This window comes from Saccharothrix espanaensis DSM 44229 (genome assembly GCF_000328705.1).
GTDB classification, from domain to species: domain Bacteria; phylum Actinomycetota; class Actinomycetes; order Mycobacteriales; family Pseudonocardiaceae; genus Actinosynnema; species Actinosynnema espanaense.
In genome coordinates, this window is sequence record NC_019673.1 from 1,419,885 (window position 1) to 1,432,667 (window position 12,783).

General features: G+C 68.6%; 17 protein-coding genes. 9 read left to right on the plus strand and 8 right to left on the minus strand.

Annotated elements, in window-relative coordinates; genetic code table 11:
• Positions 1-8 precede the first annotated feature (8 nt).
• The 3 genes from BN6_RS06665 to BN6_RS41650 are packed head-to-tail and all read left to right on the plus strand — an operon-like array spanning position 9 to position 2,651.
• Complete coding sequence (locus BN6_RS06665) at positions 9-317, plus strand: type VII secretion target (protein ID WP_015098791.1); 309 nt, start codon at positions 9-11, stop codon at positions 315-317.
• Entirely contained in the window at positions 314-2,038 is a 1,725-nt protein-coding gene (locus BN6_RS41645) for a hypothetical protein (RefSeq protein ID WP_015098792.1), read from the plus strand. The genes BN6_RS06665 and BN6_RS41645 overlap by 4 nt, the downstream gene beginning before the upstream one ends.
• Positions 2,013-2,651, plus strand: a complete 639-nt coding sequence (locus tag BN6_RS41650) for a pentapeptide repeat-containing protein (RefSeq protein WP_015098793.1) — start codon at positions 2,013-2,015, stop codon at positions 2,649-2,651. Before BN6_RS41645 ends, BN6_RS41650 begins: the two co-directional genes overlap by 26 nt.
• Before the next feature lie 67 nt (positions 2,652-2,718).
• Here BN6_RS41650 and BN6_RS47250 read toward each other — a convergent pair whose 3' ends face one another.
• The 3 genes from BN6_RS47250 to BN6_RS06690 form a co-directional block, all read right to left on the minus strand.
• A complete protein-coding gene (locus BN6_RS47250) occupies positions 2,719-3,492 on the minus strand; it encodes a hypothetical protein (RefSeq protein ID WP_015098794.1) in 774 nt (257 codons plus the stop codon).
• Positions 3,493-3,567: 75 nt separating this feature from the next.
• Positions 3,568-4,776, minus strand: a complete 1,209-nt coding sequence (locus BN6_RS06685; protein ID WP_041312163.1) for a GNAT family N-acetyltransferase — start codon at positions 4,774-4,776, stop codon at positions 3,568-3,570.
• 271 nt (positions 4,777-5,047) lie between these two features.
• The gene (locus BN6_RS06690; protein WP_015098796.1) at positions 5,048-5,386 is read right to left on the minus strand and encodes a histidine triad nucleotide-binding protein; all 339 of its coding nucleotides are present in this window, start codon (positions 5,384-5,386) and stop codon (positions 5,048-5,050) included.
• A 29-nt stretch (positions 5,387-5,415) separates the two neighbouring features.
• Between BN6_RS06690 and BN6_RS49475 the strand changes: the two genes are divergently transcribed.
• Complete coding sequence (locus BN6_RS49475) at positions 5,416-5,544, plus strand: hypothetical protein (RefSeq protein WP_269454324.1); 129 nt, start codon at positions 5,416-5,418, stop codon at positions 5,542-5,544.
• A gap of 140 nt (positions 5,545-5,684) precedes the next feature.
• Here the strand turns inward: BN6_RS49475 and BN6_RS06695 are convergent, their stop codons facing one another.
• The gene (locus BN6_RS06695) at positions 5,685-6,035 is read right to left on the minus strand and encodes a VOC family protein (RefSeq protein WP_015098798.1); all 351 of its coding nucleotides are present in this window, start codon (positions 6,033-6,035) and stop codon (positions 5,685-5,687) included.
• A 125-nt stretch (positions 6,036-6,160) separates the two neighbouring features.
• Complete coding sequence (locus BN6_RS06700) at positions 6,161-6,442, minus strand: PLDc N-terminal domain-containing protein (protein ID WP_148302760.1); 282 nt, start codon at positions 6,440-6,442, stop codon at positions 6,161-6,163.
• Positions 6,443-6,571: 129 nt separating this feature from the next.
• Here BN6_RS06700 and BN6_RS06705 point away from each other — a divergent pair, with 129 nt between their 5' ends.
• A complete protein-coding gene (locus BN6_RS06705) occupies positions 6,572-7,204 on the plus strand; it encodes a hypothetical protein (RefSeq protein WP_015098800.1) in 633 nt (210 codons plus the stop codon).
• Positions 7,205-7,226: 22 nt separating this feature from the next.
• Here BN6_RS06705 and BN6_RS06710 read toward each other — a convergent pair whose 3' ends face one another.
• Together BN6_RS06710 and BN6_RS06715 are read right to left on the minus strand one after the other, a co-directional pair.
• Positions 7,227-7,697 carry an NUDIX hydrolase gene (locus BN6_RS06710; RefSeq protein WP_041312168.1) on the minus strand — a complete coding sequence of 157 codons (471 nt, stop codon included), beginning with the start codon at positions 7,695-7,697 and terminating at the stop codon, positions 7,227-7,229.
• A gap of 1,314 nt (positions 7,698-9,011) precedes the next feature.
• Positions 9,012-10,220 (minus strand): helix-turn-helix domain-containing protein, encoded by a 1,209-nt coding sequence (locus BN6_RS06715; protein ID WP_015098803.1) that lies wholly within the window; start codon positions 10,218-10,220, stop codon positions 9,012-9,014.
• 138 nt (positions 10,221-10,358) lie between these two features.
• Between BN6_RS06715 and BN6_RS06720 the strand changes: the two genes are divergently transcribed.
• Positions 10,359-10,595: a hypothetical protein gene (locus BN6_RS06720; RefSeq protein WP_015098804.1), complete on the plus strand. Its 237-nt coding sequence runs from the start codon at positions 10,359-10,361 to the stop codon at positions 10,593-10,595.
• 149 nt (positions 10,596-10,744) lie between these two features.
• Here BN6_RS06720 and BN6_RS06725 read toward each other — a convergent pair whose 3' ends face one another.
• A complete protein-coding gene (locus tag BN6_RS06725; protein WP_015098805.1) occupies positions 10,745-11,128 on the minus strand; it encodes a winged helix-turn-helix domain-containing protein in 384 nt (127 codons plus the stop codon).
• Positions 11,129-11,341: 213 nt separating this feature from the next.
• Here BN6_RS06725 and BN6_RS06730 point away from each other — a divergent pair, with 213 nt between their 5' ends.
• Genes BN6_RS06730 through BN6_RS06740 form a run of 3 tightly spaced genes read left to right on the plus strand, consistent with a single transcriptional unit; the run spans position 11,342 to position 12,419 of the window.
• The gene (locus BN6_RS06730) at positions 11,342-11,698 is read left to right on the plus strand and encodes a hypothetical protein (RefSeq protein WP_231905101.1); all 357 of its coding nucleotides are present in this window, start codon (positions 11,342-11,344) and stop codon (positions 11,696-11,698) included.
• A 2-nt stretch (positions 11,699-11,700) separates the two neighbouring features.
• Positions 11,701-12,051 carry a hypothetical protein gene (locus tag BN6_RS06735; RefSeq protein ID WP_015098807.1) on the plus strand — a complete coding sequence of 117 codons (351 nt, stop codon included), beginning with the start codon at positions 11,701-11,703 and terminating at the stop codon, positions 12,049-12,051.
• Positions 12,048-12,419 carry a hypothetical protein gene (locus BN6_RS06740; protein WP_015098808.1) on the plus strand — a complete coding sequence of 124 codons (372 nt, stop codon included), beginning with the start codon at positions 12,048-12,050 and terminating at the stop codon, positions 12,417-12,419. Before BN6_RS06735 ends, BN6_RS06740 begins: the two co-directional genes overlap by 4 nt.
• Positions 12,420-12,783 lie beyond the last annotated feature (364 nt).

Genomic DNA, 12,783 nt, shown 5'->3' on the forward strand with positions numbered 1-12,783 from the left:
GGGTTCGCGTGAACCAGGGTTACCAGGTCCTCGTCGAGGAGTTACGCGGCCACGCCGACCGCCTGCGCGGCGTCGAGGACCAGCTCGCCCAGGCCGTCGACGCCGCGCGGCAGGTCAGCCTGTCCGGCCAGGCCTACGGCAAGACCTGCATGATGCTGCCGCCGATGATGACGTTCATCGCCAACGCCGGGGTGCACGCGCTGACCGAGGTCGCCGGGTCCGTCGGCGAGACGATCGAGACCGTGAAGCGGACCGCGGCCGACTACGAGGCCGTCGAGCAGGGCAACGCCCAGGCGTTGCGCGGGAGCGGCGGATGAACAACCCGCTGGTCGCCGAACGGCAGGACTCCACCCAGAGCTACACCGGCATCGGCCCGATCGAGGCCGCCGTCGACCTCCAGCAGGCGTTCGCCAGTGGGACCTGGCTCGACCAGGGGCTGGCCCTGGCGGGCGGCGGGCTGGAGGCGCTCGCGTTCGTGCTCGACCCGCTCGGGTCGCTGATCGCCACCGCCGTCTCGTGGATCATCGAGCACGTCGGCCCGCTGCGCGAGGCGTTGGACTGGCTGGCCGGCGACGCCGACCAGATCGCCGCCTACGCCAAGACGTGGGGCAACGTCTCGCAGGCCGTCACCAGGGCCAACGAGACCCTGGTCAACGAGGTCGGCCGCGGCGCGGCCGGCTGGACCGGCGCGTCCGCCGACGCCTACCGCGCGTCGATCACCGGCCAGTCCCGGCACATCACGGCCGCCGCGCGGTGCGCCGAGATCATCGGCACCGCGGTCGAGGTGTCCGGCGTGCTGGTCGGCACCGTGCGCGCGATCGTCCGGGAGATCATCGCCGAGTGCGTGGCGACGCTGATCGCCCGCATCCCGCAGTGGCTGCTGGAGGAGGCCGTCACGCTCGGCTTCGCGACCGCGCACGTGGTCGCGGCGGCGGTGGCGGTCATCGCCAACTTCGTGAAGAAGATCGGCGACAAGATCGCCCAGCTGCTGCGCTCGATCGCCAAGCTGCGGCCACTGCTGTCCCGGCTGGACGAGATCTGGGAGCTGATCAAGCAGGGCCTCAAGGCGCTGCGCAAGGGCGACGCGCCCGGTGGCGCGCCGAAGGCCCCCGACCCGGTGAAGAAGCCGGGCAACACCGACGTGAAGCCGCAGGGCGACCCGGGCGGCACCACCACGCCGGCCAAGCAGGGCGGCGACCCGCCGGTGTCGAAACCGCCGCAGACCCAGGGTGACAACGGCAGCACGCCGCCGCCCAGGCAGGGCGGCGAGGCACCTCCGGTGGCCAAGCCCCCGCAGCCGCACGGCGGCGACCCGGGTGGCACCACGACCACGTCCGGCACGACCGGCGGCACGACTGACGCCCCCACCAGGCCCACGGGCGGCGACACCACCCCGGCCGGCGGCGGTTCGGGCTCGAACCCGCCGACCGACGGTAGCGGCGGCGGCGCGAACAAGCCGCCGGGCGACACCACCCCGCCGCCGACCCCGGGCGACCCGAACCCGCACCCGCTGGGCCGCCGGCCGATCGACCCGAGGCAGCCGCACCCGGAGCTGACGCCCGCCGAGAAGGCGGCGCTGGACAAGCACGTCCGGGAGCTGGAGGCCAAGAACCCCGAGCGGTTCAAGGAGCTGGAGAAGGACCCGGACCACAACGGCAAGCCCCGTGAAGCCGCCCGCGACGAGGCCCGGCTGGCGCTCGACCTGGAAGGGCGCGGCTACGGCCCGTTCGAACGCCCGACCGGCCCGGACGGCAAGCTCCTCCCGAAGCACGGCGACTTCGTGGATGCCTCCGGCCAGCTCTGGGACGCGAAGAGCATCAACTCGGACTGGCCGCCGGGCGTGCCAGCGGACATCCGGAAGAACCCGTACACCAACGGGTACACCGAAGCGTGGCTGGAACGCACGGTAGAGGACCAGTTCACCAAGCAGCGTAACGTCATCCTCGACACGCGCAACGCCAACGCGGCGGACATCGAGAGCGTGCGGGCCCTGGTGGAGAGGAAGGGTTGGGGTGACCGAATCATCTTCTACCCGTGAGCCGTGGCAGCCCCTGCGCTGGCCCGACGCGCCGGAGGCGGTCGCCGCCCTGCGCCGGTGGCTCGACGACCCGGACCAGCCGCTCTACGCGCTCGACGTGGACCTGCGCGGCGCCGACCTGTCCGGCGGGCCGTTCGTCGACAGCTGGCTGACCCGCTCCAACCTGGCCGACGTGGTGCTGCGCGGTACGGAGCTGTGGGGGGCGCACTGCGAGCAGGCCCGGTTCATCCGGGCCAACCTGGTGGACGCCGACCTGGTCCGGGCCGTCCTGCACGGGACGAGCTTCGTCCGGGCCAAGCTGATCGGCGCGAACCTCACCAAGGCCGACGCCATGGGTGCCCGGTTCACCGAAGCCGACCTGCGCCGCGCGGACCTGGGCGACGCGTCGTTCATCGACGCCGACTTCACCCGCGCCGACTTGTCCGGCACGTCGGTGACCACGACCTCGTTCCGGGATGCGGTCCTGATCGACGCCACGGTCACCGGTATGACCGGCACCGTCCTCGGCCCGGCCGAAGTGGTGCCCGGCCTCAAGCTGGGCGGCGCGGAACTGGAGCAGTGGTTCGGGGCGCGCGGCGCGGCGGTGTCCGTGCTGCGCACCCAGTCCGTCTGACCCCGTGAACGTCGAGAGGGGCCGTCCGACACCGGACGGCCCCTCTCGCGTTCGTCGCGTGCGTCGGTCAGAAGTCGAACCCGCCGCCGAAGTCGCCGCCACCCCAGTCGCCGCCGCCGCCATCGCCCCCGGCGACGTCGCCGCCGCCGTCACCACCGCCGCCGTCACCACCGTCGCCGCCGTCGGCAGCCGCGCCGTCGGCGTAGCCGTCCGAGTAGGCGCCGGCCATCGCGACACCGGCCATGCCCGAGAACATCGCGTTGAACAGCAGGAACGAGCCCACGCCCCACGCGCCGGCGACCAGCGCCGGCTTCCACCACGGCTCGCTGTACCAGCCCTGCGGCACCGGGCGGCCCGCCACCACCCCACCGGGGTAGTAGTGCGGCGTCCCCGCACCCGGCCGCGGCGAGGCGGCGTAGTCGTGGCCCTCGACGCTGACCTGGCGGTCCTCGCTGACCTGGCCCGCGCGGCTCTGACCGGTCAGGTCCGGCAGCTCGGGACCGGGGTCGATGCCCATCGCGGTGCGCGCCGCGCGGACGTAGTACAGGCCCTCCATCGCGGTCTGCGTGACGAGCTTGCACTGCTCGACCGTCTTGGCCTGCTCCATCTGCGACCCGGCCGCGGTGAACCGCTCGGACGCGTCGGCGAGCGCCTGGCTGGACGCGACGTCCGTGCCGGTCAGGTTCATCACCTGCCCGCCCAGCCGCTCCACCCAGCGCCGGGCGTCGGCCTGGGCGTCCTCCAGGGCCCGCTGCCGGGCGGCGGCACGGGACTTGGCCAGGTACCACACACCGCCGATGACCACGACGATCAGTACGAGCACCACGATGGCGGCGTTCACGGGGTCCTCCCGGACGGTGCGAGGGCATTGCTGTCAGGTGAACGCACCAGACCGGGGCAGAGGTTCCCGAACCGGTCAGAACACCTCCGGGCAGTGTGGCTCGTGGTCACCCAGAAACGCATGTGACAGGCCGTTCAGCGTGCCCGGTGTGAGTTCCCGCACCCGCTGGCCCCGGGCCAGCGTCGTCAGCCTCGTGCCGCCCAGGAACGCCGCACCGAGCGCCTGCACGTCCAGCGCCACGTCCGGGGCGTCGTCCACCCGGCGCACGGACGCCTCGCCGCCCTTCACCGTGAACCGCCACCGGGCCTGGTTCCACGGGCAGAACGCGTCGGTCACGTCCAGCACGACGTCGACGTCGGACAGGTAGCGGCGCAGCGACAGCGCCCGGTCGACCTCCACCAGCCGCACCCACAGCGAGTCGGTGCGCGCCCGCAGCGCCAGCCGTGCGTCGTCCAGCAGGTGCACGATCGGGTCATCGGAGGCCGTGAAGTACTTCACCTCGCCGACGTGGTCGAGGTCGAGCAGGTACCGGTAGAGCGCGGCGTACGCCTGGTCGTTCTCGGCGGCGAGCGTGCGCACGTGCAGCTCGTTGCGCGGACCCCGTTCCCGCCAGTCCGACTTCACCCGGTACACCGCGTAACCCTGGGGGTGCACCGCGTAGCGGAAGGCGGTGAGCCCCTCGCGGTCGTCCTCCTGGTCGGCCAGGTGGTGCTCCCAGTGCGCGTCGGTGCGGCTCAGCCACCCCGTCCGGGTCGGCCGCAGCCGCTCGTAGATCTCCTTGACCAGCGGCAACGCCTCCTCCGCCGACACCTCGCGGATCCGCGTGCCGTCGACCTCCACACCCGGCCGGAACGCCGCGCCGCGCGGCACGTCGAGGCGGGTGAACTCGGCGGCCAGGCCGTAGCCGAAGCGCGGGTAGATCGCCGCCTCGGACGCCCACAGGGCCGCGAAGGCTTCCCGCTGGTCCTCGAACAGCCCGTGCAACTGGCCGGTCATCACCCGGGTGAGCACGCCCCGCCGCCGGTGACCGGGCTTCACGCCCACGGACGTGACCGCCGCGCAGGGCTGCGGACCGTTGCCGGGCACCGTCATGTGCCGGGTCTGGATACCGCCGCCGCCGATCAGCTCGTCGCCGTCGAACACCGCGTGGTGCCGGTCCGGCTCGAACATGCCGCGCCAGCGCTCCAGGCGATCGTCCTTGGTGTCGGACAGGAACGACTGGTCGACCATCCGCTGGAACGTGCGGAGTTCGTCGGAGCGGAGGGTGCGAAACGTGAGCGCCATACTCACGTCATACGCCGTCCGCCCCCGTCGGCGCGATCCGATTAGGGATGTCGCCCGGCGGGCGGGCTCGGACATGCGCCGCCGAGGGACGCACAGACGCTCGACAGCGCCCTGCGGGCCGGGGTGGCGCCGTAGCGGCAGACCTCGCGCGGGAGACTGCCGGCTGCCCCGCCCTGACCGTGGCGGGGCTCGTCGGGCACGTCGGCCAGGTGCACCGCCTGGTGACCCGGGCCTGTCCGCTCCGCTGGACCCGGTGTCGACCGCCTGGGGCCTATCCGGGCGGCCAGGTCATCGAACGCCCACCGAGCACGTGGCAGTGCACGTGGAACACGGTCTGCCCACCATCCCGCCCGGTGTTGAACACCAACCGGTAGCCGTCGTCGGCGAGCCCCTCGGCCTTGGCCACGTGGTGCGCGGCCTGCAGCACGGCGCCCGCCGTGACCGGGTCGAGATCGCCCACCGCGCGGTGGTGCGCCTTGGGGATGACCAGCACGTGCGTGGGGGCCTGGGGGTTGATGTCGTGGAAGGCGAGCACGGTGTCGGTCTCGTGCGCGACCCGGGCCGGAACGGAGCCCGCAACGATGCGGCAGAAGAGACAATCCTCGGTCACAACGGCATCGTAGGGCGCACACTGTGGCGATGACGCGTACGAAGCTCCGGGTGCTCCTGAGATGCCTGGCGACCTTCACCATCGGCTTCCTCATGCTGTTCCTGGCGGTCCGTTTCGGCGAGGCCCTCTGGCGAGCCGTAACCACCTACGGCCGCTGACCCCGCACCCCCGCGTCACCTCCACCTTCCCCTGCACCGCACCGCACCGCTCCCACGCACCGCTCCCGCGCACCGCTGCCACTTCAGCGCACCGCTGCCGCTTTAGCGCTCCGCCCCCACAGCACCCTCTTCCGCGGCCGTCACGACACTTCCGCAGCCGTCACGAAGCAGAACTCGTTCCTCTCCGGATCGTGGACGACCTGGAAACTGCCCTGCTCGTCCGTCACGATCGCGCCGCTCGCAGTCGCCCCGAGCCCGACCGCCACCTCGACGGCGGCGCGGATGTCGTCCACCCCGACGTCCAGGTGCAGCCGGTTCTTGACCCTCTTGTCCTCCGGCACGGGTTGAAACGAGATCCGCGGCCACCCCGGCGGTTCGACGTGCGACCACCCGAGCGCCCGGTCCACAGCCGTGCCCCCGAGCAGCCCCGCCCAGAACCGCGCCAGCGCGGCCGGGTTCCGGCAATCCACCACGATCTGGTCAAGTCGCATGCCCCATCATGTGCGACCACAGCCCCGTCTCGCACCCCACCCGAGACGAGCCGCCCACCCATCACCAGCCGCCAACGACCGAACCCCACCCTCCACTGTCCTTTGTGGACACAGTTCGAATGCCCTCACACCCCCACCGCAGGGCCTCCCGCATTGCTGACCGGAACTGTCTTCACCAACTGCGCACCGCGCCCGAAGAGGAACCACCCCAGGCTTCCCAGGAAGGGGAACCCGATGATCACCACGATCCAGAGCAACTTCCCGCCGCCGGTGAGCCGGTCCTGCCGCATGACGGAGATGAACGCCGCCACCCAGAGCGCCACCAGGAGCAACGAGATGAACAACAGGAACACCGCGATCGTCACACTGGTCGAGTCGGCGGTGTCCTGAGCGAAAACCGTGATCATGGTCCCCAACTTAAAAGCCAAACCCCCCACACCCTCGCCGAACCACCCGGACGTGTGACCGCCTCCCGCCCCCTCGGCCCTTCCTTTCGAGCGTCCAAGATTGTCGGTCCCCGGTGCTAGCTTCCGGGCATGATCGAAGAGGCACACGGCGTGGCCCTGACGGAGCGGGTGCTGGAGTCCGTGCGACGCGACCCGGGCAGGTCGATGTACGACTTCGTGAAGGTCGCGTGGGTAGCGGCCGGAACCCCGAAACCCATGTCCGCAGACACACTGGCTGCCCTGACGTTCCCCTCGGGCAGGCCGCTGTCCCCGAGCCTGCGGACGTGGCTGGCCTACGACACGAGCCTGTTCGAACGCCACGGCTGGTTCGCCCCCGACGGCACCCTGACCCCACGCCCCTTGGACCGCCTCGCGTCCGACACCCTGGGCGAGTTCTGGGGCGAGTGCTTCACCCCGATCACTCCTCAGTTCCCCGAGTGCTTCCTACTACCAGGCGGCTCCGACTCCAGGCGCGTCCTGGCCGTGGGTGAGCCGGACTCCACCGGCGAGCACCCGATCCTGGCCCTCGACGTGGACGACATGCCCTTCGCCGGCCTCATGTACCCCGGCTTCGACGTCTACGCCGCCAACGAAGCCAGCCTGATCCAACACGAGTTCGACACCTACTTGGACTTCTTCGACAACCCCACCTACGCCCACCGCATGAACGAACACGCCAAGCACCGCTTCGCCGGCGAGCAGTGCTACGAGCACTTCTTCTGACCCACGACCGACCGCAGCCTGCTCACGTGAAGTAGGGGGCGCGGTCGTCGATCAATCCGTGGACGATGCGCAGCCGGATCGACGGGTGGATGTCCAAGTCGTCCAGATCCGTGGGCTCGGCCCACAGGACTTCCGTGGACTCGTCACTGGTGCGCAGGTCGCCGCCAAGCGGACGAGCGCGGAAGCAGATGGAGAACTCCTGGCGGACCTCGCCATCGTCGTAGGCGATGACGTGCGCCGGGTTGGAGTAGAGCCCGACCAGACCCGTGACCTCGACACGGATACCGGTCTCCTCCTCCACCTCGCGCACGACAGCCGCAGCAAGGGTTTCGCCCACGTCCTGCCCACCGCCGGGAATGGCGTACTTGTCGTTGTCCGCCCGCCGGATCATGAGGATCCGTCCGCCCTGGTCGCGGACCACAGCGCTGACAGCCACCCGGATGCCGGTCGCCCTGGGCGCGTTCGGTTCGTTGAGGTAGTCGATGCGGCTCACACCCCCCGACTCTGCCAGAACCCCACCCGCTGCACCGGCCCCCATGCGCGGTCGGGGCACGCGGGGAGCACGGAAGATCAAGAAGGCCGGAAAGATTGTCCACTTGGGACGGACTGCAAGGCGTCTACCAGCGAGGGAGTCAGAGAGCGGGTGACGGGAATCGAACCCGCATGACCAGCTTGGAAGGTCTGGCAGTGATCAAGCTCCTGGCCAGCTAACCCTCTGACCTGCACCTTTGCTCGATATCTGACCGCCCGTGCCCCTGATTGACCGTTGTTGCCCCTGAGATGGGGCACGGAAGGGGCACGGGCGGTCCAGCCATGCCTTTGGGTGGCGGGCCAGCCGTGGCACGATGCCATCGTGCAGCCGCTAACTGTGTCCGTACTCGCCTTTGGGGTTTCGTGTCTATCTTTATTTGTTTCAGTCGGATCGCTGGTGTGGAATATGTACTCTTTCCGGAACCAGGGTCCTCGTGTTGCGGTTATGACGGGCGGGAGTCAGTCTCGGGTAGATAATAGTGTCGCGGAAGAGCCTCTAGATGCAAATGGTAGCTTTTTGAGTCTCGTTGTCTATGTCACGAATTATGGGCGCGCTGCCGTAAATGTGGATCAGATAATGTTCGAGCGGGTACGACGGGGTGAGAACGATCCCTTGGCTTGGGGGGCGTATGCTTCAAAAGGGGCCGAGCTACCAGCGAGACTCGAATCCCATTCCACGCTAAAGTGGGAGTTCAACTTCGTTAGAGTGAACGAACTCGTGGAACTCCGGGCGTCCACTGGTGAGCTCGAGCCCTTTCGTGTGGCAGTAACACTAGGAAGTGGTAAGCAGGTCAAGTCGAAGCCAGAAAAGCATGAATGGCTCCATGATAGAATGCCTGTTGAATCTGGCGAGCCAGGCCGGGAAAAATGGTAACGCGGATGTTGCTACGAATGCCCTGCTATTTCGTGAGTGGCTGGCTTCGAAGTTGGTCCACTTTGTGAATGTGCGATGGCAAGGCGGCGGAGCCGTCGCGGCAGCCGATCGCCGTGCCCAGCGCTGCCAAGTCTGTGACCGCGCGATCGTCGGAATCTGGACGCTGGAAGCAGCTGCCGCCCAAGCGCGATACCTTTGCGCGCCGCGACCCGGTCACGTGCACCGACTCCGCGCACGGCCGCTGGGCGGAGCGGAGCGGGAGCCCGGCGTGCCGGGATGCGGGGAGTCGGTGCCAACGTGCGCCGGGACTGGCCGCGCGCCGCCGCAGGCGGCGCGCCTTGATCCCATAAAGCACAATTCATCAACGCACGCGACCACCCCGACGAACCACAGTCGCGTGGCTCAGCGGGATGGCAGGGAAGCTCTGAACACCGCGAGTTCTTCTTGCAGTGGCTTGGCGGCGGGATCTCCTGGCATCAGCTCGCGGACCTTCTCCGACAGTTCGTCGGCGACCATCGCCAGGTGGGTCACGGACCTGCGGTCGGCGCTGAACGCCTCGTGTGCCCAGTTCGCGGACGCCTCGACGTCTCCGGAGTCCAGGGCAGCGACCGCCAGGGTCAACCGGGCCTCGCTGGCGCGCATCGGCGAACGTTCGGTGCCGTCCGGCTTGCGCGAGAGCTTCAGGACTTCGTGTGCGTGTTCCGATGCCCGGTCGTTGTCGCCCACCAGGCGGTAGCAGTCCATCGCGTAGAAGTCCCACTTGGTCGGGTCGATCACGAAGTGGTTCTCCGGCCGCAACGGGTTCTGGTGCTGCTCCAACAGCCGGTAGCCCTCGTCAAGGATTCGTTCCACCTCGGCGCGGTTTCCCATGCGCGCCTGGGCTTTCGCAGCCTGGGCGGCGAGCTGGACCACCACTGACGAACCGGGCGCGGCCTTGCTTCCGGCCTCCGTGTACTCGGCCACGGATCGCAGACGGTCCTGGGTGAGGGCGAACCAGGCGCTCATCTCGAACGACCAGGCGACGATCTCTCCGTGCCCTGACTCGCGACCCAACTGGAAAGCCGCGGTGCGAGCGCTCTCGGCGTGGCGCGGTAGACCCAGGTCGTAGTCGACACAGCCGATCAGCAGGGTCAGCCATCCGGCGTTGACCATCAGCTCGCGGTGTTCGCGCAGGGTGGTGGGGCCGTTCAGGAGTTGGCCGACGTATTCGAGCTGCTGTTGCGCGTCCCTGCGAAGGTCGTCGGCGTTCCGCCACGCGTATTCGCAGCACAGCTCCTCGGTCATCACCGAGAGCTGATCAATCGTCTCGTGCCCGACGTCCGAACGGTGGATCTGGCGCATGACGTCGCTGATCATCCACGGGGCCTGGACGTCGGGCGTGGGGCTTGGCGTCCCGCCGTTCGCACCGCTCACGAGATGAGCCTTGATCAGCGCGCCCCGCGCCTGCAAGAGTTGGTCCAGACGCGTCACGGTTCCTTCATCGGGGAGGAACCTGTCGCCTTCGGAACGGCTGACCTGGCTCTGGCTCCATCGCGCTGCTTTCGCGAGCTCGGCCTGGCTGAGCCGTGCGGCCACACGGAGTCGGCGCAACGCTTCGCCGAAGGTCTCCACGGGCTCACCTCTCGTTCATGCGTATGCGCATGTCATGCGCGCATCGCGCATATCGTTCCCTCTGGCCACCCTAGCGCCGATAGTCCAGATGGCGGGTCATCTGACCTGCCGTCGCTATCCGTGGGAGGTGGGACAGGGATGGACGTGGTCGTGCGCCCCCGGTTCGGGGACTCCGCGCAGGTCGCAACCGATGCGGCTGGTCGCCCCAAACTCGTCGTGGACGTCGGTACCGGCTCGCTGGTGATCGACCTCGACGGTGAGCCGGGGAGCGTGGAGCTGGCGGCCTGCTTCGCGGACAAGCTGGCTGACGCCGCACTCGCCTTCGCGGCGCGGTGCCGGGAACTCATGGGGAGCAAGGCCACCACCTTGAGTTGAGAAACGCGGTCAGCGAGACGGAGGACGCGGAGAAGCGGGGGCAGTCGTGAGCAAGCGGATAGCCGGCGGTGCCGCTGGACTGAGTGAAGCCGAGTGGGGCGACGTGGTCGACGGTCTGCACCGGCTCACGCGGCGGGTGGAGGAACTGGCTACACGGTTGGACCTGGTCGAGAGCCGTCTTCCTGGTCCAAGCGCTGTTCGACAACGGCCAGGCGGTCCGAGAGCTGGTCAACGACGCGTTCGAGCTGGTGGAGCATCGTGACCACCTGCGCACCGGAGACCGGCACCTGGTCAGGCGTGGGGGCGCGAAGCACGAACACGCCCTTGCCCTGTCGCGCGACCACCAGCCCTTCCGACGCAAGCATCTTGATCGACTCGCGGACCGTCATCACGGCGATGCCGTGCTTGTCGGCGAGTTCGTTCATCGTGGGAAGTTGGTCGCCTGGCGCGTACGTGCCGGCGGCGATTGCTCGGCGCAACGCATCCGCGAGCTGTTGGTACGCGGGGCGGCCGTCAGCGGCCTCGGTCTCCATGACGCAACTGTAACGACAGACCTAGGTGATCTGTAGATCACCTGATCGGAGTACGGCAAACTGCACAGTCATAAGGGTCATACAGCTAATATGGATGACAGGTTCCCGCCGTTGGGACCGTCCCACAACCACAAGAGGTGCTGACAGATGGCTATTCCTGCTGGTCACAGGTTCCCGATCACGTTCGATGAGTTGTTCCCCCAGGGGTTCTTCGTGATTTCGGTGGAGCGGGGCAAGGACTGGGTGGACGGGAAGTCGCGGGACGCGGTGGACAAGGTGTCGGGGCGGCCGGTGTGGGTCGTGCAGGGCACGGACCCGTCCGCGAAGGGCAAGAACACGGGGCAGGTGGTGAAGATCGCGGCTGAGGTGCAGCCGGTTCCGCCGGAGGTGTTGGCTGGAACGCCGTTCCGGCCGGCGGTGTTCACGGGGTTGAAGGTGACGCCGTACGTGAAGGACAACTGGGTGACGTACACCGTGTGGGCCGACGAGATGGTCTCGCCTCAGCAGGCTTCCCGGCGTGGTGGGTCGTCGCCGAAGTCGGATGGCGGCTCGGGGCAGGTGGCGGCGTAGTCATGACTGCCGAGTTGAGGTTGATGTTCGCCCCGGACATGGGTTCGCGGGTCGAGGTCGTGCGGTGGCCGGACACGAAGCTGCACGCGATGCGGTTGGTGCTCGGTGCCGGTCAGTCAGTGCTGATCGCTCCGTCCGAGCGTGTGGACGGCGGGGTCGAGCTGGCCGCGTACATGACGAAGGTCGCGCTTCAAGCGGCGACGTTGGCGGACCTGCTGGACCCGAAGGCGATGGGTCGCACGGCCCGAGGGCAATCGTTGATCGAGATCGCCGAAGAACTGCACGAGCAGGGACTCGGTGACGTGCTGCGGGAGCACTTGAGCGAGACGGAGACAGGGAGGCGTGGGCGATGAGTGACTTGTCCAAGGAAGAGCGGAACGTGCTGGAAGACCTGCGCGTGTTGACCGCTGAACTGGTGGAGTACATGGCTGCTGCCCGGGAGAGCTTTCCCGTGCACGCGTACCGGCCGGAAGACGAGCGGTCGATCGGTCAGGACATGGCGGTGATCGGTCGACGGCTCAAGGAGATCGCCGACCAGCACGAACGCGAGCGGGCATGTTCGGGGATCTGGGTTTCCTGCCCGGTCGAGGAATGCTCACTCGGCCGCGTGCCCGCCGTGAACGGTGATCAGGAGCGCTGTGAGAAGTGCTTCGGCACCGGAAGCGTGCGCAGCGAGGATGCCGAGGTGAACACCTCAACGGGCCTGGTGAGCCAGCGGTGAGAAGGGCTGACCAGCCGCACGGCTGATCTGTTCTGAGAGATCGCACGCGGCGGACGTGCTGATGGGCCGTCGTGGCGATGGCGCACGCCCTGAACACGGCGTGTGACGACAACTGAACAACTCGAAAGCCGGTGGGTGCGATCGCCGGGAACAGCCCTCAGTCTTGGCGGGCCTTGGTCTGTTCCCGGCGACACACCGACTGGCGTCTCTGCACTTCGTTGAGGCACAAGGGATTCCAGTCATGACAAGGGTATCTGTGCGTGGGGGTCGGTCGTCAAGCCGGCGCGTTCACGCAACGGTGTGGAAGCTCCCCAACGGCACCCGGTGCGTCCGGTGCCATCGGTTCGGCATGTACACGCGGCGT